The organism is Nonomuraea sp. NPDC003214 (assembly GCF_053590035.1).
Window position 1 is genome coordinate 66,705 of sequence record NZ_JBSFSX010000021.1, and the last position, 22,618, is coordinate 89,322.

The following is a 22,618-nucleotide window of genomic DNA, read 5'->3' on the forward strand; positions in this document are numbered from 1 at the left end:
GTGGCAGCCGTCCCCATCGAACCCCCATGGAGTCACATGTGAACGCTAACAAGTTCGTGGTCGGCGTGGACTTCGGCACGCTCTCCGGACGCGCCGTGGTGGTCCGCGTGTCCGACGGCGCCGAGCTGGGCAGCGCCGTCCACGAGTACGCCCACGGCGTCATCGAGCGCGAGCTGCCCGGCTCGGACGTCCGGCTCGGGCCCGACTGGGCGCTGCAGTCGCCGCAGGACTGGATCGACGTGCTGCGCGTCGCCGTCCCCTCGGCCGTCGCGGCGGCCGGGGTGTCACCCGCCGACGTGATCGGCATCGGCATCGACTTCACCGCCTGCACCGTGCTGCCCGCCACCGCCGACGGCACGCCGCTCTGCTTCGAGACCCCCGAGCTGCCGCACGCCTGGCCCAAGCTGTGGAAGCACCACGCCGCCCAGCCGCACGCCGACCGCATCAACGCGCTGGCCGCCCGGCGCGGCGAGAGCTGGCTGCCCCGCTACGGCGGCAAGATCTCCTCCGAGTGGGAGTTCGCCAAGGCCCTCCAGGTCCTGGAGGAGGACCCCGGCACCTACGAGCGCGCCGAGCGGTGGATCGAGGCCGCCGACTGGATCGTCTGGCAGCTCACCGGCGTCGAGAGCCGCAACATCTGCACCGCCGGCTACAAGGGGATCTTCCAGGACGGCGGCTACCCGTCCGAGGACTTCCTCGCCGAGCTGAACCCCGCGTTCGCCGGCTTCACCGGCAAGCTCGCCACCGGCCAGGTCGGCGAGGACGCCGGCAAGGGCGTCCGGCTGGCCGCGCTCGGCGCGCCCGCCGGCCCCCTGTCCGCGCGCGCCGCCGCCTGGACCGGGCTGCCCGAAGGCGTCGCCGTCGCCGTCGGCAACGTGGACGCGCACGTCACCGCCGCCGCCGCGGACGCCGTCGCCCCCGGCCGGATGGTCGCCATCATGGGCACCTCCACCTGCCACATCATGCCCAGCGACCGGCTCGCCGAGGTGCCCGGCATGTGCGGCGTCGTCCGCGACGGCATCGTGCCCGGCCTGTGGGGCTACGAGGCCGGGCAGTCGGCCGTGGGCGACATCTTCGCCTGGTTCGTCGACGCGTTCGTGCCCGCCGCCTACACCCGGCGGGCCGCCGAGCAGGGCGTCAGCGTGCACGCCCATCTGACCGCGCTGGCCGCCGAGCAGGCCGTCGGCCAGCACGGCCTGGTCGCCCTCGACTGGTTCGGCGGCAACCGGTCCGTCCTGGTGGACCACAACCTGTCCGGCGTCGTCCTCGGCCAGACCCTCGCCACCAGGCCCGAGGACGTCTACCGGGCCCTCATCGAGGCCACCGCCTACGGCGCGCGGACCATCGTGGAGACGTTCGAGAAGTCCGGCGTCCCCGTCGAGGAGTTCGTCGTCGCCGGCGGCCTGCTGAAGAACCCCTTCCTCATGCAGGTCTACGCCGACGTGCTGCGCCGCCCGCTGTCGGTGATCGGCTCCGACCAGGGCCCCGCCCTCGGCTCGGCCATCCACGCCGCCGTCGCGGCGGGCGCCTACGACGACATCCAGGCCGCCGCCGCGGCCATGGGCAAGCGCACCGAGGCCGCGTACGTGCCGGACGAGGCCAGGGCCGACGCCTACGACCGGCTCTACGCCGAGTACCGGGACCTGCACGAGCACTTCGGCGACGGAAAGGCGCTGCACCGGCTGCGCGCGATCAGGAACGAGGCCAGAGCATGAGGAAGACCGTCAGCGACCTGCACGCCGAGCTGGTCCGCTACAACCTGGTGGCCTGGACGGCGGGCAACGTCTCCGGCCGCGTCCCCGGCGAGGACCTGTTCGTCATCAAGCCCTCCGGCGTCTCCTACGACGAGCTGTCGCCGGAGAACATGGTGGTCTGCGACCTCGACGGCAACCTCGTCGAGGGCGCCCACGCGCCGTCCAGCGACACGGCCGCGCACGCCTACGTCTACCGCAACCTGCCCGAGGTCGGCGGCGTGGTGCACACCCACTCCACCTACGCCTCGGCGTGGGCGGCGCGCGGCGAGGCCATCCCGTGCGTGCTGACCGCGATGGCCGACGAGTTCGGCGGCGAGATCCCCGTCGGGCCGTTCGCGCTGATCGGCGACGACTCCATCGGCCAGGGCATCGTCGAGACGCTCAAGGGCCACCGCTCGCCCGCCGTGCTCATGCGCAACCACGGCGTTTTCACCATCGGCAAGACGCCCGAGGCCGCCGTCAAGGCCGCCGTGATGTGCGAGGACGTGGCCCGTACCGTGCACGTCGCCCGCCAGCTCGGCGAGCCGCTGCCGATCGCCCGCGACGACGTCGACCGCCTGTACGACCGCTATCAGAACGTCTACGGACAGAGGAGCCCGCGTTGAACATCTGGTTTCTGACCGGCAGCCAGGGGCTGTACGGCGAGGACACGCTGCGGCAGGTCGCCGAGCAGTCGCGGCGCATCGCCGAGGCCCTGCCGGTGGCCGTCGAGTGGAAGCCCGTGCTGACCGACGCGGCCGCCATCCGGCGCGTCATGCTGGAGGCCAACGCCGACGACTCCTGCGCCGGCGTCATCGCCTGGATGCACACCTTCTCCCCGGCCAAGATGTGGATCGCCGGGCTCGACGCGCTGCGCAAGCCGCTGCTCCACCTGCACACGCAGGCCAACGTGGAGCTGCCGTGGAGCTCCATCGACATGGACTTCATGAACCTCAACCAGGCCGCGCACGGCGACCGCGAGTTCGGCCACATCCAGACGCGGCTCGGCGTGCCCCGCAAGACCGTCGCCGGGCACGTCAGCGACCCGGCCGTGGGCGAGCGCATCCTGGCCTGGGAGCGTGCCGCCAAGGGCGTGGCCGAGGTGCGCACGCTGCGGCTGGCCCGGTTCGGCGACAACATGCGCGACGTGGCCGTCACCGAGGGGGACAAGGTCGAGGCGCAGCTCCGCTTCGGCGTCTCCGTCAACACCTACGGCGTCAACGACCTGGTCGAGGCCGTGGACTCCGCCTCCGACGCGGACGTGTCGGCGCTGGTCAAGGAGTACGCCGAGCTGTACACCGTGGCGCCCGAGCTGCTCGGCGAGCGCAACGAGTCGCTGCGCTACGCGGCCAGGATCGAGCTGGGCCTGCGCCGCTTCCTGGAGGACGGCGGGTTCCGCGCGTTCACCACGAACTTCGAGGACCTCGGCGGCCTGCGCCAGCTCCCCGGCCTGGCCGTGCAGCGGCTCATGGCCGACGGCTACGGCTTCGGCGGCGAGGGCGACTGGAAGACCTCGGTGCTGCTGCGCACGCTCAAGGCGATGTCTGACAAGGCGATGTCTGACAAGGCGATGTCTGACAAGGAGATGTCTGACAAGGAGCGGCCCGGCGGCACGTCCTTCATGGAGGACTACACCTACGACCTGACGCCCGGCGGCGAGCTCATCCTGGGCGCGCACATGCTGGAGGTGTGCCCGTCGATCGCGGCCGGCACCCCGTCGTGCGAGATCCACCCGCTCGGCATCGGCGGCCGGGAGGACCCGGTCAGGCTCGTGTTCGACGCCGAGCCCGGCCCCGGCATCGTCGTCGGCCTGGCCGACATGGGCGACCGGTTCCGCCTGGTCGCCAACGAGATCGACGTGGTGACGCCGCCCCAGCCGCTGCCCAAGCTGCCGGTGGCCCGCGCCGTGTGGCGCCCGCGCCCCAACCTGCGCACCTCCACCGAGTCGTGGCTCACCGCCGGGGCGCCGCACCACACCGTGCTGTCCACGGCCGTCGGCCGCGAGGAGCTGACCGACCTGGCCGAGATGCTGGGCGTCGAACTGGTGATCATCGACGCGGAGACCACGACCGAGCGGTTCACCAAGGAACTGCGCTGGAACCAGGCCTACTACCGCCTGGCCCAGGGGTTCTGACCGTGTGGGAAGGTGGGGCCGTGACGCTGACGAACTGGGCTGGAAACACCACGTTCCGGGCAAGCCATCTGCACCGTCCCACCTCCCTCGACGAGCTCCGGCGTGCCGTCACCGGCGCGCCCCGGGTGCGGGCGCTGGGCAGCGGCCACTCGTTCAACGACGTCGCCGACACCCCCGGCGAACTGGTGTCCCTCGACCGGATGCCGTACCTGGTGGAGATCGACGAGGCCGCGCGCCGGGTGCGGGCCGGGGCGAGCACCACCTACGCCGCGCTCGCGTCCGAGCTGCACGCGCGCGGGCTGGCGCTGGCCAACCTGGCCTCGCTGCCGCACATCTCCGTCGCCGGCTCGGTCGCCACCGGCACCCACGGCTCCGGCGTCGCCAACGCGAGCCTGTCGGCGGCCGTGTCGGAGCTGGAGCTGGTCACGGCCGACGGATCGCTCGTCACGCTGCGGCGCGGCGACGACGGCTTCGCCGGCGCGGTCGTGGCCCTCGGCGCGCTCGGCGTCGTCACCGCGCTCACCCTCGACCTGGTGCCCGCCTTCGAGCTGCGGCAGTACGTACGCGAAGGCGTGCCCGCCGACGCGCCGTTCGGCGAGCTCATGGCCGACGGCTACAGCGTCAGCCTGTTCACCGACTGGCGCGACACCCGCGCGTGGGTCAAGCGCGACGCCGAGCTCGGCGGCGACTGGTTCGGCACCACCGCCGCCGGCGGGCCCCGCCACCCGGTGCCCGGCATGCCGCCCGGGAGCTGCACCGGGCAGCTCGGCGTCCCGGGGCCGTGGCACGAGCGGCTGCCGCACTTCCGGGCCGACGCGCCGCCCAGCAGCGCGGGCGACGAGCTGCAGTCGGAGTGGCTGATGCCGCGCGAGCACGCCGCCGACGCGCTGCGCGAGCTGCGCGCCGTGGGCGGGCGGATCCGGCCGGTGCTCCAGATCGCCGAGGTGCGCACGGTCGCCGCCGACGACCTCTGGCTCAGCCCCTCCTGCGGGCGCGACAGCGTCGCCGTGCACTTCACCTGGGTCAAGGACCCCGCCGCCGTGCTGCCCGTGATCGAGCTGGTGGAGGACGTGCTGGCGCCGTTCGACCCGCGGCCCCACTGGGGCAAGCTGTTCACCCGCCTGCCGGCGTGTCCCGAGCGGTTCGGCGAGCTGGTGCGCCGCTACGACCCGCACGGGCGCTTCGCCAACGACTTCACCCGCCGGCTGCTGGGGGAGTAGCGCCCCGGCTACTGCCGGGGGAGTAGCGTGCGTGGCCGGGCTTGCGTCCGGCGGCGTACGGTGGGACCGGTCCGGCGGACGATGCGCCGGGGCGGCCGGCGGACGATCGTATAGGGCATGATCCCCCATGCATTCCGGTTCGGCGTCGTCGCCGGCCGCTCGCCCGACTGGGCCGGCCTCGCCCGGCGCGCCGAAAGCCTCGGCTACTCGACGCTGCTGGTCCCCGACACGCTCGGCACGCTGGCGCCGTTCGCCGCCTGCGCCGCCGCGGCGACCGCCACCACCACGCTGCGCGTCGGCACGTACGTGCTGTGCGCCCCGCTGCGCCACCCGCAGGCCGTCGCCTGGGAGGCGGCCACGCTGCGCGAGCTCAGCGGCGGCCGCTTCGAGCTCGGCCTGGGCGCCGGCCGGGCGCACGCCGAGGCCGACGCCGCCCGGCTCGGCCTCTCCTTCGGCACCCCCGGGCAGCGGATCGAACAGGTCGCCGCCACCGCCGACGCCGTCGAGGACGTGCCGATCCTCATCGCCGCCGCCGGCTCCCGGCTGCTGCGCGTCGCCGCGGCGCGGGCGGCCACGGTCGCGGTCGCGCTGCCGCCCAACGGCACCGAGGCGCAGCTCGCCGCCCGCCTCGACGAGCTGTACGAGCTGGCCGGCGACCGCTTCGACGACCTGGAGCTGAACGTCAACGTCGCCGCCGTCGGCGAGGAGCTGCCCGCCTGGCTGACCGCCCGGTTCGGCCCGCCCGGCGACGACGCCGTCGGCGTGCTGCCCGGCGGCCCCGGCCAGATCGTCGAGACGCTGAACAGGCGCAGGGACAAGCTCGGCGTGTCGTACGTGACCGTCCCGGCCGACCGCATCGACGCCTTCGCGCCCGTCGTGGAACGCCTCGCCGGTACCTGACCGGACCTGACAGGTATGACCGGCATGCTGGGCCCATGATCGCACAAGGACCCTTCGACACCGCCGGCTGGAACGCCGAGCCGCCCTTCGACGACCGCGACGGCGTCTCGCTCGGGCGCGTCTCGATGAGCAAGACCTTCCACGGCGACCTGACCGCCACCAGTGTCGTCCACCTCACGGTGGTGTCCACGCCGGTGGCGGAGTCGAAGGCGTACGTGGCCGTCGAACGCGTCGACGGAGTCCTGCACGGCCGCAAGGGCTCCTTCGTCGTCCAGCACAGCGCCGCCGACGACCAGGGCGCCCAGTCGCTGCGGGTCAGCGTCGTCCCCGACTCCGGCACCGGCGAGCTGGCCGGGCTGCGCGGCGAGATGACGATCGGCATCGCGCCCGACGGCGCCCACTTTTACACCTTCGACTACACGCTGGCGGACTGAGCCGCCGTCAGAGCCCTTCGGGGACCGTGGTCATGCGGTTGAGCAGGGGGACGAGCTGCTCCTCCTCGTAGTCGAGGTGCGCCTCCAGCTCGGTGGCCAGCCGGTCCAGCTCCTCCCGGACGTCGTCGCCCGCGCCGCTGAGGGCGCGGACGCGGGCGAGCAGCCCGGCCACCACGTGATGCTCCGCCCGCAGCCGCGCCAGCACCTTCGCCAGCTCGGGGCGCTCGCCGTCCAGGTGCGGGAACAGCACCGAGTCCTCGCCCTCGTGGTGCGCGTGCAGCGCGTCGCAGAACGCCAGGCAGTGCTCCCGCAGCTCCGGCGCCCCCTGAGTCCCTTGGCGCAGGGCGGCGAGCTGCCGCCGGAACCCGTCGTGCAGCTTCACCAGCTCGTCACCCAGCGCGACCATCCGCTCCGTCATGCTGCCCCTTCCTTATTTTTTTATACGCGTACAAAAAATAGCACCCGGAAAAATCGTTCGCCAAGCCCCTCCATCCGTGAAAGGGGGCGGCGTCCGGCACGTCGCGGCCACCGGCCTCGGCTCCCGCGCCGTCGCCTGCGCCGGCGAGAACGGCGACCGCCTCGGACCCCAGGGACCCCTCAGGACCGCCCGCTCACAAGAGAGCACCACCCTCTGGCGCCTCACCCACGGCTGACACCATGTGCGCAGCCGTCACGGGATGAGCCGATACAGGCCACGGTCGACCCGTTCCAGGTCGTCGTAAGTCCTCGCCGCGTTGTCCGGCGCGTTTCGGCACATGTGTCCGGTGACCATGGTCCGGATCGTCGTATCCGCGTATCGAGTGCCGCGGTCTTTCATCTCACTGAGGACCTGGGCCGGAGTGAAGGTGGCACCTCCGCTTCGGGTGAGCAAGGCGTGGATCGCCATGAGAATCTCCTGCCGCACACCCTCCCGGCTCCCGGCTGACATCGCGTGAGGTTGTACGAGCCCAGGCATCGGGTCGCCGGAAGCATCGTCGGCGGCAAGGCTCGCGGAGGCCGGACCGGGAGGCGCCCCCAGCGGATCCACCTCGTACACGGCCATCCGTAGCTCGCCGTCCACCTCGATCAGCACGTCGCGCCACGCCTGGACGTGGTGGGCGGCCAACTCGGCGCCGATGATCTGGGCAGCGGTCGTCGGCAGCTTCGCCGTGTCGGCCGGGCGCAGGCTGATCCGCTCGCCTTCGATGGTCATGCCGTACCGCCGGGCGGCGCCGGTCATGTACCGGCGCAACCGTGCCGTCTCCACATAGACGAAGAGGCGCTTCGCAACCCCTGGGAACGCGGCGAGCCGATAGAAGTCCTTGAGCACCTCGCCCAGCGCCATGGTCCACGCCGCGTTCTTCTCGTTCGGTTCCCGTGGGAACTTGAACTCGATCACGACGGGCGGATGGTCGTCGACCACCAGATCGATCCGCGAGCCCCTGAGCGCCGGATGGGGCCATTCCGCGCGAAGAGCGGCAGGGGCGACGCCCGCGTCGACCAGAGCCCGTGCCGAGGCGAACCGCACGGTGTCCTCCGTCAGCAGCGGGCCCAGACCATTGTGCCGATGAGCACGAAGCTCGGCAGCGACCGCCTCCCAAACCGGGCGCGCGATGCTCTCATGCACCGGGGCCATCTACGCGTCGATCTTGAAGTACTGGGTGGCCTGCTCGATGCTGAACTTCGACCGGAGCCTGCAGGCTGAATTCTGGTTGGCGAACATGCCGGGCTTCCACAATGCCTGGCCGCGTGGAACCGTCGCCTGCCAGTCCACTGGCACGACCCACTCACGACGATCTTGCTCGTCCTGGGGAGCCTCGGTGTGGACGTAGCTGCCCGCCAGGTCGAGTTCCTCCATCCTCCGGGTGACTCCGCCCGTGCTGAGAAGGGCCTCCGGGTAGGGACGTGCCTCAGCTGTGACGGTTCCGACGCCGACGTACCCTGACTGCGGTATGTGGACGAACACCCGGGCGCCGACGGGCAGCGCCCGCAGGGTTCTCGAGTAGAAGTCTCCGCCGCCGGCGGAGACGAAGCCGTAACGGCGTGCGTCTTCCCAGTTGCGTCCCCCGGGCTCGTCACCGAAGGCGACGTACCAGTCCTGTCCGTTCCAGGGCTCCTTCTTGCCGCGGCTCGTGGAGTTGGCGGCCGGGCTGGCGGCTTTGACGTCGTCCATCAGCCAGGTGCGCGCCAGGTAGGACCGCCCATCGTCCTCGAAGTAGCGGAAGAACAGCACGTTGACCGGAACCTGGTGCTCCGTGGCCAGATAGGTGACGATGCGCTCGGTAGCTGCGTCAATCTCACTGGCGACGACCGTCAGCGTATGACCGGTGTTAAGTGATTCGGGAGGGTTTGTGCCGAACCATTCCGCAAAAGCCTGATCGAACTCGCCGCTGTGTCCTCGTCGTCTCGCGTAGTCGTCGTAGATGGCGCGGATCTCCTCATTGGTGAGGTTCCGCACCCATGAGCCGTAATCCAGAACCTGCGCCACGACATCCCGCGGAGTCCGGTCGCGCTTCAGTTCCAGGACGTGCAGCACCCCCTCGGCGTCGATGCCGAGGAGGTCGATGAACTTGCCGTGTGCCGTCGGGACCTGCCTGCCGATGAGGAGCACGGGCAGCCCCAGGATGCTCGGGTCGGTCTCCAGCAGCTCTTCCAGCCGTGATTCCCGGGGCATCTTCGACGTCCCCACCTTGACCGGCTTGCCATCGACCCGCCACAGCCCGATCTCCAACGGCACGGCACGCACCTCCAACGCCCTGGACCGAAGCCTGGCCCCGATCGAGGCGGAGCAGGCAATGGCGTCGATACCCCCGTCAAGGGCGAGGAGTGGTTCCGTCTGGCGATCGTCATCAAGTTGCAAGCAACTCTGATACCCGTGTCAAGAAGGCGGAGTGCGGGGGGTGGTGAAGGTGCGGCGGTAGGCGGAGGGGGTGGTGTGCATGGCCCGGGTGAAGTGGTGGCGGAAGGTGACCGGGCTTTCGAAGCCTACGGCGGCGCCGACCTCCTCGACCGGGGCGGCCGTGGACTCCAGGAGGGGGAGGCTGGCGGCGATGCGCTGGGCGATGACCCAGCGGAGGGGGCTGGTGCCGGTCTGACGCTTGAAGTGCCGGATGAAGGAGCGTTCCGAGAGGCTTGCCGCTCTGGCCAGGTCGGCGACGGTGATGGGGTGGGCCAGGTGGGCCAGGGCCCAGGTCATGGCGCGGGACACGGCGTCGTCGCCGCCGACCGGTGTCACCGCCGCCTCCACGTACTGGGCCTGGCCGCCTTCCCGGTGCGGGGGGATGACGAGGCGGCGGGCGACGGCGTTGGCGACGCGGGGGCCGTGGTCGGCGCGGATGAGGTGGAGGAGCAGGTCGAGGCCGGCGGCGCTGCCGGCGCTGGTCAGCACGTCGCCGCCGTCCACGTACAGGACCGAGGGGTTGACCTGGACGGTGGGGAAGCGTTCGCGGAGGAGGGGCGCGTACTTCCAGTGGGTGGTGGCCTCGCGTCCGTCGAGGAGGCCGGCGGCGGCGAGGGCGAAGGCGCCGGAGCAGATCGACACCATGCGCGCGCCGCGCTCGTGGGCCTGGCGCAGGGCGGCGACGAGGGGCGCGGAGACGGGGCCGCGGACGTCGGCGACGCCGGGCACGATGACGGTGCCGGCCGAGGCGAGCGTGTCGAGGCCGTGTTCGGCGTGGAGGGTGAAGCCGCCGACGGCGCGCAGCGGCCCGGCGGTCTCGGCGCAGACCTTGAGGTCGTACCAGGGGACGCCGAGCTCGGGCCGGGGCAGGCCGAAGATCTCCACCACGCAGCCGAGCTCGAACGGCGACATCCTGTCGAAGGCGAGGACGGCGACCGTGGGAGGCGGAGCGGGCGGGGGCATGTCCGGATGTTAGCCCGCGCCTCTCAGCGGCAGAGAACTGGTCATGTACATACAGGGCGTGCAGACCGTTCTGCCGGACCACCGCTACGAGCAGGAGGAGATCACCGAGGCGTTCTCCGAGCTCACGGCGGCGGACGGGGAGCTGCTCAAGCGCTTCCACAGCGCCACCGGCGTCACCGGGAGGAACCTGGCGCTGCCGCTCGAGGACTATCCGAAACTCGACTCGTTCGAGCGGGCCAACGAGATGTACGTCGAGATCGCCCTGGACCTGGGGGAGCGGGCGATCGCGGGCGCGCTGGAGAGGGCGGGGCTGCCGCCGGAGAAGGTCGACCATCTGGTGTTCTGCTCCACGACGGGGCTGGCGACGCCGTCGCTGGACGCGCGGCTGGCCAAGCGGGCGGGGTTGCGCGCGGATGTGAAGCGGGTGCCGGTGTTCGGGCTGGGCTGCGCGGCGGGGGCGTCCGGGCTGTCGCGGTTGCACGACTATCTGCGTGGCTGGCCGGAGCAGACGGCGTTGCTGGTGTGCGTGGAGCTGTGCTCGCTGACGATCCAGCGGGACGACACCTCGATCGCGAACCTGGTCGCGAGCGGGCTGTTCGGCGACGGGGCGGGGGCGGTGGTCGCGACGGGGCACGGCGAGGGCCGGGAGGTCGTGGCCACGCGCAGCAAGCTCTATCCGGACACCGAGCACCTGATGGGCTGGGAGGTGGGCGGTCACGGCTTCCGCATCGTGCTGGACGCCGGGCTGCCCGCGTTCGTGGAGTCGGTGCTGGCCGGGGACATCAGGGCGTTCCTCGCGGATCACGGGCTGACGCCCGACCAGGTGGGGACCTGGATCTGCCATCCGGGCGGCCCCAAGGTGATCGACAAGATCGTGGCGAACCTGGCGCTGCCGCCGGAGGCGCTGGAGGTGACCTGGCGGTCGCTGCGCGAGCACGGCAACCTGTCGTCGGTGTCGGTGCTGCACGTGCTGCAGGAGACGCGCGGCCGTACGGGGGAGCCGGCCGTGCTGCTCGCCCTGGGTCCGGGGTTCTCCGCCGAGCTGCTCCTGCTGCACTGGTGAGCGCGTACCTGGTCCTGATCGGGCTGGTCGTCGTGGAACGGCTGGCCGAGCTGGTGGTGGCCCGCCGCAACCTGGCGTGGGCGCGCTCGCGGGGCGGGGTCGAGCACGGCGGGCGGCACTATCCGTGGATCGTCGCGGCGCACGTGGGCCTGCTGGTGGCGGCGCCGGCGGAGGTGTGGCTGCTGGGGCGGCCGTTCCTGCCGGCGCTGGGCTGGCCGATGCTCGCGCTCGTGCTGCTCGCCCAGGCGTTGCGCTGGTGGTGCATCGCCAGCCTGGGCAGGCGCTGGAACACGCGCGTGGTCGTGCTGCCGGGCGTGCCGCTCGTCACGTCGGGGCCGTACCGGTGGCTGCGCCATCCCAACTACGTCGCGGTGGTCGTGGAGGGGATCGCACTGCCGCTGGTGCACACCGCGTGGCTGACCGCGCTCGCCTTCACCGTGGCGAACGCGGCCCTGCTCACGGTGCGGATCAGGGTGGAGGAGCGGGCGCTGGCCTGATCAGGGCTTGGAGACGGGGATCCGTTCCAGGCCCTCGGGCTCCTTGCCGGGGTACGTGCCGGTCAGGAGGGTGCTGACCGTGTAGAGGTGCCAGGCGGTGGCGGGCTTCTTGACCACCGGGTCGGCGAACAGGGCGCGCACCTCGTCCGGGTTCACGATGGTGGTGAGCGCGTCGAGGTGGCCGAGCACCTGCTGCCGCAGCACGTCGGTGAGGTCGGGGCCGGGGGTGGTGCGCCAGCTCCAGCCGCCGCCGGTCTTGGTCGTCGGCATGTGGGGCGGCGGCACGTGGGTCCGTTCCCACCAGCGGGGCGGCTTCATCCCTTCGACGAACCGCCACGGCTTCCCTTCGATGGGGACATCCCGCAGCTCGGGGGCGAATCTCAAAATAAGCGAATAAATCACCTCTTCCGAGAGTCGCCAGCCCTGGTCCAGCGCCAGCGCGGCCCGTACCACCCGGTTGTCCAGGAACGGCCGGACCGGGTCGCCCCGCCGCAGCGACCCCGCGCGGGCGCTGGCCTGCCAGCGGCCGACCTTGTACCAGATGTAGATGTGGTCCAGCGCCTCCAGCCGGTTCTTGCGCGCCTGCCAGGGCTTGGCGAGGGCGCGGGCGTGCTCGTTCGCCTCGGCGGTGAACAGCTTCTCGTCCTTGTAGAACGTGTTGTTGATCCGGCGCAGCAGGGCCTTGTCGCTCAGGTCGGTCTGGAGGAGGTTCAGGCTGCCCGCGCGCAGGGTCTCACCGCTCTGCCCGGACATGGTGGGCTTGCCGGAGTAGGGGAGGTAGCTCACGATCGTCTCGTACGCCGACGTCATGCCCTCGCAGGTGCGCAGCGTCTCCCACGCCCGGCTCAGCGGGTGCTCCACCAGCACGGCGTCCCGCTCGGCGGTCTGCTGCGGGGCGATCACCGTGTGCTCGACCTTGAGCTGGGTGGCGATCTGCCGGGCCAGGATCACGTCCGGGTGCGTGTCGAGCCCGTTCGTGGTCACCCGGAACGGCACTCGCGCGGCGTGCAGCAGCGCAGCCAGGATGCGGGTGTCGCGCCCGCCGGTCAGCGCCAGGTTGACCGGCTCGCCCAGGTCGCGCAGCGGCGCGACGGTCGCCAGCAGCGCGTCGGCCAGCTCGCCGATCGCCGCCCGCTTGCGCCGCGCCGTGTCCGGCGCGCCCGCCGCCTCCGGCAGCGGCGTCTCGGTGATCGTCCGCTTCCCGTCGCGCACGTCGATCCGCGAGCTCGGGCGCAACGCCGTCACTCCCCGGTACGGCGTCTCGTCCGACAGGAAGAAGCCCTGGCGGATCATCGTCTGGAGGGCGAGCACGTCATGGTCGATCCGGTCGGCCTGCTGCGCCGCCAGGTGCACGAGCAGCGCCCGGCTGCCCACCACGTGCAGCTCGGGCGTCTCGGCGTAGAAGACGGGGCAGACGCGGTTGATCGCGGTCGCGGCCGACAGCTCGCCGTCGCGCGCCACCCAGGCGGAGAAGCAGCCGCCCACGTCGCCGGCCGACGGGTCGCCGAGCAGCCGGGCGGCGTCGGCCGGGTCGGCCAGGTGGCCGTTCAGCCCGAGCACCCGCCCGCCGCTCTCGGTGAGCAGCGGCGGCTGCCGGGAGTCGTCGGGCTCGTTCGACCAGCCGAACAGCGACACCCCCCGGCCGTGCCACTCGCCGCCCCGGATCACCTCGGGAGGCACCGGGAAGGCGGTCTCGATAACGGATCGGACCTTGTCCAGGACACGGGCGGGGATCTCGTGGCCCTTCGCGGCCAGCCCCAAATAGACGCGCACGACGACCATGCCTACCGGATATCACCGGTTCACCACAATCGATCACGCGTGGATCGCGGTTTGCCGTCGCTTGCGTCACCGGCCCGGCCACACCGGGGATCGGAGCCGTCATACGGCCTGGAGGTGGCAAAAGCGATGAAATTTCGTCCGTTAGTGGCAACTGTCGGAATCGCCGGGCTGCTCGCGCTCGCCGCATGCGGCGGCCCCGGAGGTCAGCCCAGCGCCGGCGAGCGAGCGGCCCCCCACGAAGCCCCCCGGGCCACGGCCCAGGCAGAGGACCAGACAGGGCAGGACCAGACCCAGCAGGACCAGGAAGACCGGAAGAACGAGGAACAGGACACGACCCAGGCGCAGATCTCCACGTTCGCCCTGGACGTGGACACCGCCTCGTACGCCTACACGCGCCGCGTCCTCCAGGAGGGCCGCTGGCCCGAGCCCGCCCGGATCCGTCCCGAGGAGTTCGTCAACTCCTTCAAGCAGGACTACGCCGAACCCCCGGACGACGGCTTCACCGTCCACACCGACGGCGCCCGCCTCGACACGCCGGGCCAGGCCGTCCTGCGCGTCGGCCTGCAGACCCGCCGCTCCTCCGCCGAGGCCCGGCGCCCCGCCAACCTCACCTTCGTCATCGACGTCTCCGGCTCCATGGCCGAGACCGGCCGCCTCGACCTGGTCAAGCAGGCCCTGCACACGCTGCTCGACCAGCTCGCCCCCGGCGACCAGGTCTCCGTCGTGGCCTTCAGCGACCAGGCCAGGGTGCTGGCCACGATGACCCCGCTCACCGCCAGGGACGACCTGCACCGGGCCGTCGACCAGCTCACCACCGAAGGCGGCACCAACCTGGAGGCCGGCCTCGTCCTCGGCTACCGGGAGGCCGCCGCCGCGCACCGCCCCGCCGCCACGAACCGCGTCATCCTGCTCTCCGACGGCCTGGCCAACCAGGGCAGCACCGCCTGGCAGGCCATCCTCGACCGGGTCAAGGAGCACGCCGGGCGGCAGATCACGCTCCTGACCGTCGGCGTCGGCCGCGAGTACGGCGACGAGCTGATGGAGCAGCTCGCCGACAACGGCGACGGCGCGGCCGTCTACGTCTCCACCCAGGAGGAGGCCGACAAGATCTTCGCCGCCCAGCTGCCCGCCAGCATCGAGCTGCGCGCCCGCGACGCCAAGGCGCAGGTCGTCTTCAACCCGTCGGTGGTGGAGAGCTACCGGCTGCTCGGCTACGAGAACCGCGCCCTGGCCACCGAGGAGTTCCGTGACGACTCGCGTGACGGCGGCGAGATCGGCCCCGGCCACGCGGTCACCGCGCTGTACTCCGTACGCCTCAAGGCCGGAGCCGAAGGCCAGCTCGCCACCGCCACCGTGCGCTGGCAGGATCCCGACACCCGCGCCCCCAGCGAGGCCACCGGGGCGGTGACCGTCGCCGACCTGGCGGAGACCCTGTGGCAGGGCGCGCCGCTGCGGCTGCAGGTCGACGTGCTGGCCGCCGCGTTCGCCCTCCACATGCGCGACGGGGAGGCGTTCGGGCTCGGCCTGCCCGCGCTCGGCGAGCACGCCAGGAGGCTGGCGGGCGCGGCCGAGGACCCGATGGTGGGCGAGCTGGCCGATCTCATCGCCAAGGCGGGCGCCGTGACCTCCTGAAACGCCGTCCGGCGGCGCGCGAGCGGGGCGCGCCGCCGGATAAAGGCGTACAGAGGGGTGGCTGGAGTCCGTTAGACTGATGCACGCATCGCAAGGGGCTATGGCGCAGTTGGTAGCGCGCCTCCATGGCATGGAGGAGGTCTGGGGTTCGAATCCCCATAGCTCCACCCCTCGTCGCGGCCCTCTCGGGGCCGCCGTCCGTCACAGGCCTAGAGAGGCGAGTTCCGCCCTGGTCGTGACGCCCAGCTTGGGATACGCCTTGTAGAGATGGTGCCCGACGGTGCGCGGGCTCACGAACAGCCGCTCGGCGATCTCCCTGTTGCTCAGCCCGGTCGCCGCCAGCCGCACGCTCTGCAGCTCCTGCGGGGTGAGCCGGTCGGCCAGCCCCGCCGCGTGGTCGCGTGCCGCACGGGTCTCCCCGGTGGCGCGCAGCTCGGCCCGCGCCCGCTCCGCCCAGGGACGCGCGCCCAGCCGCTCGAACGTCTCGGCCGCGCCGCGCAGGTGTGCGCGGGCGTCGGCGGTGCGCCGGTCGCGCCGCAGCCGCTCGCCGTAGAGCAGGGCGGTCCGTGCCTGCTCGAACGGGTAGGTCCGCATCCGTACGGACTGCTCGAACAGGCCGGCGTCGTCGGCGATCAGCGCCCGGCAGCGCAGCGCCACGGCCTCGGCCCACGGCTGCGCGACCCGGCCGGCCCAGGACGCGAACAGCCGGGTCGCGGCCTCGGCGGGCCCCCTGCGCCCGAGCCGCACCGCCGCCTCGACCAGGATCGGCAGGTGCCCCATCACCCCCATCGGCCGCGAACCGGACACCACCGACTCCATCCGGTCCAGCGCCGCCTCGTGCCGCCCCAGGCCCAGGTCGAGCAGGCTCAGCGCGACCACCGCGTGCACCGCGCTCGGCGCGAGGTCACGCTCGATGGCCTCGGCCGCCAGCTCCCGGCAGCGCTCCTCGTCGCCCTCGACGGCGGCCAGCTCCGCCAGGGTCACCGACAGCTCGATGCGCGGCATGCGCTGGCAGGTGTCGGCGGCGATCTGCAGCCCGTCGGCCAGCGTGGCGCGCGCGTCGGCGTGGCGGCCGGTGAACAGCAGGGTCCGCGCCAGCACGGCCTGCACGGCGGGCAGCACGCCGAGCGCCCCCCGCGCCCGGCACTCCCGCTCCAGCGCGGAAGCCAGGCGCATCGCGCCCTCCATGTCGCCGATGACCAGGTGCAGCCGGGCGAACAGCAGCCGGTCCTGGAGGTCGTCGTGCGGCGGCCCGGCCAGCAGCTCCCTCAGCGTCTCGATGCCGCCGTCGTCGAGCCGGTTGGTGGCCAGCGCCGCCGTGGCCAGCCGGTGCACGTCGGAGTCAGGCGGCACGCAGGCGGCGATCCGGTCGAGCGCCGCGAAGTCGTTGGCCCGCCAGGCCGCCCGCGCGGCGCCGCGCAGCAGGGCGGGCAGCTCCGCAGGCGTGACCTGCCCGGCCGACTCGAACAGCAGGGCGTGCGCCTCCTCCGTCCGGCCCAGCCCGTCGGCGATCACCGCCTTGAGCGCGGCGGCCTCCGCCGAGGCGCCGACCTGGCCGGTCAGGCGGTCGGCCCGCTCGAACTGGCCCGCGTCGGCGGCGGCGCGGGCCGCGGCCAGCAGCCTGCGCTCGCGCGTGACCGGGTCGGGGGTGAGGGCGGCGGCGCGTTCGTAGGCGGCGGCGACGGCCGCGTGGCCGCGCCGCTCCCCGGCCCGCAGCGCCGTGCTCTCCAGGGCGGCGGCCACCCGCTCGTCGGGGCCCGTCGCCGCCGCCGCGAGATGCCAGGCCCGCCGGTCGCCGTCCAGGACCTCCGCCAGCGCGCGGTGCGCCTCGGCCCGCCGGCTGGCCGTCGCCCCCTGGTAGGCGGCGCTCCTCATCAGCGGGTGGCCGAAGACGAGCCGGTCGCCGTCGATCCGCAGCAGCCCGGCCGCCTCCGCCGGGTCGAGGTCGGACAGGCCCGCGCCCAGCCGCCCGGCGGCGCGCAGGACGGCGGCCGGCTCGCCGGTGTCGTCGGCCGCCGCCACCAGCAGCACCGTCCGCGTCGCCGCGGGCAGCGCGCCGATCCGGTCGCCGAACGTCCGCACGATCCTGTCCTGTACGGGGACGGGCCCGGGACCCGGCGTGAGGCCGCCGGCGTCACGACCCCGGCGGGCCCGGGCCAGCACGCGCAGCGCCAGCGGGTTGCCGTCCGCCTCGGCCAGCACCTCCTCGCGCGCGTGCGGCGGCAGGTCGCCGACCAGGGCACGCGCCGCCTCACCCGTCAGGCCGCCCAGGCGCAGCTCCGGCAGCCCCGTCGTGGGGAAGCCGGGAGCGTGCGGCTCGCGTACGGCGAACATCATCACCACGCCCTCGGCCCGCAGCCGGCGCGCGGCGAACAGCAGGGCGGCGGCGGAGGCGCTGTCGAGCCACTGGGCGTCGTCGACCAGGCACAGCAGCGGCGCCCGCTCGGCCAGCAGGCCGAGCACCGCCAGCCCGATCATGAACGTGTCGCCGTCACCGTCACTCCCGGCCAGCCCGAGCGCGCCCGCGAGCGCGGCGGCCTGGCGGGGCGGGAGGGCGTCGAGGCGGTCGAGGAGGCCGCCGGTGAGCAGGCTGAGCCCGGCGTACGGCAGCTCGCTCTCCGCCTCGATCCCGGTCGCGCGCAGCACGTGCATGCCGTGGGCTCTGGCCAGGCCGGCGGTGTGGTCGAGCAGCGCGGTCTTGCCGATGCCCGCCTCGCCGCGGACGACCAGCGCCCCGCTCGTGCCCTCGCGGGCGGCGGCGAGCAGGGCGCCGACCGCCGCCTTCTCCTCCGTCCGCCCCCGCAGCATGCCTCAGAGGCTACCGCCAGTGATCGGCCGCCCAGGCGCGGTAGGTCCGGGCCGGGCGGCCGGTGAGCTCCTCGACGGTCGCGGTGACCGGCTCGGGCTCGGGGGCCGGGCCTGTCATCCTGGCGACCAGGCCCTCGGCCACCTCGGCTCCGAAGACGGCCGCGTACTGCTCCCTGACCTCCTCCGGGGACGGCTGCTCGAAGCGCAGCTCGCGCCCCAGCACCTCCGACAGCACGGCCACCCGCTCGGGCGCGGTCAGCGCCTGCGGCCCGGTCAGCACGTGGGCCGCCCCGTCGTGCCCCTCGCCCGTGAGGACGCGCACGGCCGCGGCCGCCACGTCGGCCTCGTGGATGTGGGACCGCGCCCACCCGCCGGACGGCTCGCGGACCACGCCGTCGCGCCGGATGCCGTCGGCCCACTTGAGGTCGTTGGCCGCCAGCCCGGTGATGCGCAGGAACGTCCACGCCGAGGCGTGCTCCTTGATCAGCCGCTCGATCTCGGCGTGCGAGGCGTTGATCGGGTCGGCCGCGCCCGCCGCCGCGGAGGAGAAGTAGACGACGTGCCTGCCCGCCAGCCTCTTGATCGTCTCGGGCGCGGCGTGGTCGGCCCGGAGCGTCGGCCAGACGAGGAAGACCTTGCTCACGCCCTCCAGCGCCGCGTCGAGCGAGCCCGGCACGGCCAGATCGCCCTCGGCCACCGGCACGGGCAGCCGCGCCCGGCCCCCGTCACGGGCCAGCGCCCGCACCCCCGGCACCCCGGCCGCCGTCAGCTGCCTGACGACCTCGCCGCCCACGCGGCCTGTCGCCCCTGTCACCAGAATCATGCCTCGACGGTAGGAGCGGCCCTGCCCGGTCAGCATCAGTCGATCGACTGATGCTTACGGTCACGGCGCGACCGTAGCGTCGGCGTCATGAACGAGACGATTCTGGTGACAGGCGCCACCGGCCACACCGGCGGGCACGTGGTGCGGCAGTTGCACGAGCGCGGCGGCGTGACGATCAAGGCGTTGACCAGGGACCCCGCCAAGGCGGAGTTCCCCGAAGGGGTGCTGGCGGTCAAGGGCGACCTGAGCGATCCCGCCTCCCTCGACGAGGCGCTGGAGGGCGTGAGCAAGATATTCCTGGTGTGGCCGACGATGTTCGCCGAGCGGTCGCCCGGTGTGGTGATCCCGAAGCTGGCGGCCCGGGCACGCCGGATCGTCTACCTGTCGGCGGGCGGCGCCGAGACCAACGACGACCCGGACAACGTCTCGCACGGCCGGATCGAGCAACTGATCAGGCAGCACGCCCAGGAGTGGACGTTCCTGAGGTCCGGCGGCCACATGAGCAACGACCTCGGCACCCCGGTGCCCGCCAACGGCGTGGTGCGCGGGCCGTTCCTGAGCTGGGCGCGCTCGCAGATCCACCCCCGTGACCTCGCCGCGGTGGGCGTGCGGGCGCTGCTCACCGACGACCTGCTCAACACGGCGACGCCGATGCTGACCGGCGAGGAGCTGATGACCGGCGCCGAGCGGATCCAGGTCGTGGCCGAGCTGGTCGGCAGGCCGGTGAAGAGCGTGGAGGAGCTCGCGCCCGAGGAGGCCAGGGAGTGGTTCCTGGCGTGGGTGCCGCCGGAGGACGTGGACGCGGTCATGGCGACCATGAAGGAGGTCGCCTCGCGGCCCGAGCCGGTCGTCCTGGCTGTCCGGGAGATCCTCGGCCGGCCCGCCACGTCCTACCGGGAGTGGGTGCTCGACCACCTGCCGGCGTTCGTGGAGCCGACGGCCGAGGGCGTCGGCCTGGCCTTCGTCAGCCTGGTCAACCGGGGCGAGAGCGCCGCCGTGACCCGCCACCTGATGGCGTCCGGTCAGGTCAGCGGGCCCGTCGAGGGGCCCTACCTGCGGGCGGGCGACGACCGGTTCGCCGTGCGGTTCACCGCCGAGTCCGCCGTCGGCCTCTACACCGTGCGCGACGGGCGGATCGTCGCCGAGGAGCGCTTCTCCACGCCGTGAACCCCGGAGCCCGGCTCGCCCGGTCGGCGCGAGGACTGCTATGAAGGCAGGCCGGGAGAAAAGGGGCGTCTTGCTGGAGACCTTGACCTTCGTGCTGCTGATCGGCCTGTTGCTGCTGGCGCTGGTGGCCCGGCGTCGCCGGGCGGCGCTCGCGGGGGAGCCGGGCTAGTCCTTGGGGCTGGTCATCGAGTCGAGCCAGGCGTCGATCAGCGCGGTGAAGTCCTCGCCCGTGTGGTGGTTGACCCAGGCGGTGAACGACGCCCGGTCCTGGCCGGTGTTGCGGTGCTCCTGGGCCCAGGCGCGGGTCATGGCGAAGAACCGCTCGTCGCCGATCCGCTCGCGGATCTCGTGCAGCATCAGCGCGGGGCCGTAGTAGATGTTGCTCCCCGCGAACCAGTCGCGCCGGTAGTCGCCGGGCGGGCCCTGCTTCTTGCGCAGGTCCCTCTCGTGCACGCGCACGTCGGCCATGAGCTCGTCCATCGTGCCCGGCTCGTGGTCGGCGTGCCACTGGAGCTCGAAGTACATGGCGAAGCCCTCGTTCAGCCACACGTCCTTCCAGGTGCGCGGGCCGACGCTGTCGCCGAACCACTGGTGGGCGAGCTCGTGCAGCACCACGGAGGGCTTCAGGTACTCGCCGCCGAGGGTGATCATCTGCTGGGTCTCCATGCCGGTCTCGCTGGTGGAGACCAGACCGGCGCTGGGGAAGGGGTACGGGCCTACCCTTTTCTCCATCCAGCGGATCAGCTCCGGCGTCCGGCGGGCCACCGGCAGGGCGGTCCTGGCGTCGCCGGGGCGGATCCAGTAGGTGATCGGGAGGCCGCGCGGTCCCTTGTCCCGGTGCAGCCGGTACCGGTCGGCGGTGAACAGCGTCAGGTAGCTGGCGACCGGGTCGGTCGACCTCCACAGGTAGGTGGCCTTGCCGCCCTTCTCGCTCCTGCCCCGGTACGTGCCGTGCGCGACGCCCGCCCAGCCCTTGGGCACGGTGATGGCGACGTCGTAGAGCGCCTCGTCCGACGGGTGGTCGTTCACCGGGAACCAGGTGAAGGCGCCGTAGGGCTCCTGCAGCGCCCAGACGGACCCGTCGAACTGCGGCTGGGCGCCGAGGTGCCGGAGGTCGTAGCGCCGCTGCCCGGAGGCGTGCGGCTCGGGCATGCCGTGATAGCGGACGACGACCCGGGCGCCCTGGTCGGCGGCGAGCTGGGCGGGCAGCGGGATCGTCAGGTCGTCCTTGCGCCGCTGCGGCTTGACGGCCTTGCCGTCCACGGTCACCTTGTCGATCTTGAGGGCGCGGCCGAAGTCGAGCCCGACCTCGCTGATCGGCTCCACCGCCCGCAGGGTGAGCGTGGCGGTGCCCGTCAGGGTGTAGGCGGACGGCTTCCAGCCCAGCTTGAGGTCGTAGTGGAGCACGTCGATCGACGGGTTGCCGTAGGCCGGGTAGACGGGATCCTCGACCGGCTGCGAGCGTCCCTTGGCGTATGGGGCCAGGTCCACCGGTGGGGAGGCGGTGACCGCCGAGGCGGTGCCGCCGCTGGTGGCGGTCAGCGCCGCAGCCAGGACGAATATGGATAATCTCCGCATTCGCGTCAGCCTAGGGATCTTGAGGGTGCGTGTCGAGACGCGTCAGGACATGACGTACAAGACCCTTTTGGTATGGGGTGGGAGGGTGGAGCCGCGTTACCCTGCGCTCAGAATCGGGTTCTGAGCCATAGGGAGAGCCATGCCGGACAACCTCGTCTTCCGCCAGCCCCCGACCTTCGACAGCCTGGAGGAGGAGCGACTGCATCGCAAGCAGCGGCTCGCGGCGGCGCTGCGCATCTTCGGCAAGTTCGGCTTCGAGGAGGGGATCGCCGGGCACATCACCGCCCGCGACCCGGAGCTGACCGACCACTTCTGGGTCAACCCGTTCGGCATGTCGTTCAAGCACATCACGGTCAGCGACCTGCTGCTCGTCGACCACGACGGCAACGTGGTCGAGGGTGACAGACCGGTCAACCGGGCGGCGTTCGCCATCCACTCCCAGGTGCACCAGGCCAGGCCCGACGTGGTCGCGGCGGCGCACAGCCACTCGGTCTACGGGCGGGCCCTGTCGGCGCTCGGCCAGACCATCGAGCCGATCACCCAGGACGCCTGCGCCTTCTACCGGGACAACGCGCTGTTCGACGACTACACGGGCGTGGTGACCGAGGTGGAGGAGGGCAAGCGCATCGCCGCCGCGCTGGGCGGCAACAAGGCCGTCGTGCTGCGCAACCACGGCCTGCTCACGGTCGGGGAGACGGTCGACTCGGCCGTCTGGTGGTTCGTCACGATGGAACGCTCGGCCCAGGTGCAGCTCGTCGCCAAGGCCGCCGGGCAGGTCGTGCCCATCGAGCCGGCCAACGCCGCGCTCACCCATTCGCAGGTCGGCACCGAGCTGGCCGGCTGGGTGAGCTTCCAGCCGCTGCACGACCAGATCGTCCGCGAGCAGCCCGACCTGTTCGACTGACGGCTGGCTAGATGATTGATTCCAAGGGGGAGATCAGCTGTTCGGCTGCGGACATGAAGCGAGGGCGTTCAAGATCCGTTTGTGACGACAGAACTGAACACC

The 22,618-nt window shown here is 72.5% G+C and carries 19 protein-coding genes and 1 tRNA gene; 12 read left to right on the top strand and 8 right to left on the bottom strand.

Annotation, left to right across the window (positions count from 1 at the left end):
- Positions 1–26 precede the first annotated feature (26 nt).
- The 6 genes from araB to ACWDXC_RS40730 all read left to right on the top strand — a co-directional run bounded on the left by araB (position 27) and on the right by ACWDXC_RS40730 (position 6,421).
- Positions 27–1,715 (top strand): ribulokinase, encoded by a 1,689-nt coding sequence (gene araB, locus ACWDXC_RS40705; RefSeq protein ID WP_449991570.1) that lies wholly within the window; start codon positions 27–29, stop codon positions 1,713–1,715.
- Positions 1,712–2,359: an L-ribulose-5-phosphate 4-epimerase gene (locus ACWDXC_RS40710; RefSeq protein WP_219506795.1), complete on the top strand. Its 648-nt coding sequence runs from the start codon at positions 1,712–1,714 to the stop codon at positions 2,357–2,359. The genes araB and ACWDXC_RS40710 overlap by 4 nt, the downstream gene beginning before the upstream one ends.
- Positions 2,356–3,867 (top strand): L-arabinose isomerase, encoded by a 1,512-nt coding sequence (gene araA / locus ACWDXC_RS40715; protein WP_449991572.1) that lies wholly within the window; start codon positions 2,356–2,358, stop codon positions 3,865–3,867. The genes ACWDXC_RS40710 and araA overlap by 4 nt, the downstream gene beginning before the upstream one ends.
- 20 nt (positions 3,868–3,887) lie before the next feature.
- Positions 3,888–5,087: an FAD-binding protein gene (locus ACWDXC_RS40720; RefSeq protein WP_449991575.1), complete on the top strand. Its 1,200-nt coding sequence runs from the start codon at positions 3,888–3,890 to the stop codon at positions 5,085–5,087.
- Between the two features lie 117 nt (positions 5,088–5,204).
- Positions 5,205–5,987 carry an LLM class flavin-dependent oxidoreductase gene (locus tag ACWDXC_RS40725; protein ID WP_449991577.1) on the top strand — a complete coding sequence of 261 codons (783 nt, stop codon included), beginning with the start codon at positions 5,205–5,207 and terminating at the stop codon, positions 5,985–5,987.
- A 35-nt stretch (positions 5,988–6,022) separates the two neighbouring features.
- Positions 6,023–6,421, top strand: coding sequence for a DUF3224 domain-containing protein (locus ACWDXC_RS40730; RefSeq protein WP_449991579.1), 399 nt, complete (start codon positions 6,023–6,025; stop codon positions 6,419–6,421).
- 7 nt (positions 6,422–6,428) lie between these two features.
- On the opposite strand, the gene ACWDXC_RS40735 is transcribed toward ACWDXC_RS40730, so the two are convergent.
- The 4 genes from ACWDXC_RS40735 to ACWDXC_RS40750 form a co-directional block, all read right to left on the bottom strand.
- A complete protein-coding gene (locus tag ACWDXC_RS40735; protein WP_449991582.1) occupies positions 6,429–6,839 on the bottom strand; it encodes a hemerythrin domain-containing protein in 411 nt (136 codons plus the stop codon).
- 252 nt (positions 6,840–7,091) lie between these two features.
- The gene (locus ACWDXC_RS40740; RefSeq protein WP_449991585.1) at positions 7,092–8,027 is read right to left on the bottom strand and encodes a DUF7669 domain-containing protein; all 936 of its coding nucleotides are present in this window, start codon (positions 8,025–8,027) and stop codon (positions 7,092–7,094) included.
- Positions 8,028–8,036: 9 nt separating this feature from the next.
- The gene (locus ACWDXC_RS40745; RefSeq protein WP_449991588.1) at positions 8,037–9,137 is read right to left on the bottom strand and encodes a hypothetical protein; all 1,101 of its coding nucleotides are present in this window, start codon (positions 9,135–9,137) and stop codon (positions 8,037–8,039) included.
- 141 nt (positions 9,138–9,278) lie between these two features.
- Positions 9,279–10,262 carry a helix-turn-helix domain-containing protein gene (locus tag ACWDXC_RS40750; protein ID WP_449991591.1) on the bottom strand — a complete coding sequence of 328 codons (984 nt, stop codon included), beginning with the start codon at positions 10,260–10,262 and terminating at the stop codon, positions 9,279–9,281.
- Between the two features lie 58 nt (positions 10,263–10,320).
- Between ACWDXC_RS40750 and ACWDXC_RS40755 the strand changes: the two genes are divergently transcribed.
- Positions 10,321–11,325 (top strand): type III polyketide synthase, encoded by a 1,005-nt coding sequence (locus ACWDXC_RS40755; protein ID WP_449991594.1) that lies wholly within the window; start codon positions 10,321–10,323, stop codon positions 11,323–11,325.
- Positions 11,322–11,822: an isoprenylcysteine carboxyl methyltransferase family protein gene (locus ACWDXC_RS40760; protein ID WP_219506778.1), complete on the top strand. Its 501-nt coding sequence runs from the start codon at positions 11,322–11,324 to the stop codon at positions 11,820–11,822. The genes ACWDXC_RS40755 and ACWDXC_RS40760 overlap by 4 nt, the downstream gene beginning before the upstream one ends.
- Here ACWDXC_RS40760 and ACWDXC_RS40765 read toward each other — a convergent pair whose 3' ends face one another.
- Positions 11,823–13,604: an asparagine synthase-related protein gene (locus ACWDXC_RS40765; protein WP_449991597.1), complete on the bottom strand. Its 1,782-nt coding sequence runs from the start codon at positions 13,602–13,604 to the stop codon at positions 11,823–11,825.
- A gap of 144 nt (positions 13,605–13,748) precedes the next feature.
- On the opposite strand from ACWDXC_RS40765, the gene ACWDXC_RS40770 reads away from it, so the two are divergent.
- Both ACWDXC_RS40770 and ACWDXC_RS40775 read left to right on the top strand, forming a co-directional pair.
- Positions 13,749–15,236 (top strand): YfbK domain-containing protein, encoded by a 1,488-nt coding sequence (locus ACWDXC_RS40770; protein ID WP_449991600.1) that lies wholly within the window; start codon positions 13,749–13,751, stop codon positions 15,234–15,236.
- A gap of 94 nt (positions 15,237–15,330) precedes the next feature.
- A tRNA-Ala gene (locus tag ACWDXC_RS40775) sits at positions 15,331–15,403 on the top strand.
- Between the two features lie 34 nt (positions 15,404–15,437).
- Here the strand turns inward: ACWDXC_RS40775 and ACWDXC_RS40780 are convergent.
- A complete protein-coding gene (locus ACWDXC_RS40780) occupies positions 15,438–18,044 on the bottom strand; it encodes an AAA family ATPase (RefSeq protein ID WP_449991603.1) in 2,607 nt (868 codons plus the stop codon).
- Positions 18,045–18,054: 10 nt separating this feature from the next.
- The gene (locus tag ACWDXC_RS40785) at positions 18,055–18,867 is read right to left on the bottom strand and encodes an NAD(P)H-binding protein (RefSeq protein WP_449991606.1); all 813 of its coding nucleotides are present in this window, start codon (positions 18,865–18,867) and stop codon (positions 18,055–18,057) included.
- An 87-nt stretch (positions 18,868–18,954) separates the two neighbouring features.
- Between ACWDXC_RS40785 and ACWDXC_RS40790 the strand changes: the two genes are divergently transcribed.
- A complete protein-coding gene (locus tag ACWDXC_RS40790) occupies positions 18,955–20,034 on the top strand; it encodes an NAD(P)H-binding protein (protein WP_449991609.1) in 1,080 nt (359 codons plus the stop codon).
- 165 nt (positions 20,035–20,199) lie between these two features.
- On the opposite strand, the gene ACWDXC_RS40795 is transcribed toward ACWDXC_RS40790, so the two are convergent.
- The gene (locus tag ACWDXC_RS40795; protein ID WP_449991612.1) at positions 20,200–21,612 is read right to left on the bottom strand and encodes a M1 family metallopeptidase; all 1,413 of its coding nucleotides are present in this window, start codon (positions 21,610–21,612) and stop codon (positions 20,200–20,202) included.
- 139 nt (positions 21,613–21,751) lie between these two features.
- Between ACWDXC_RS40795 and ACWDXC_RS40800 the strand changes: the two genes are divergently transcribed.
- Positions 21,752–22,516, top strand: coding sequence for a class II aldolase/adducin family protein (locus tag ACWDXC_RS40800; protein WP_219508290.1), 765 nt, complete (start codon positions 21,752–21,754; stop codon positions 22,514–22,516).
- Positions 22,517–22,618: the final 102 nt, after the last annotated feature.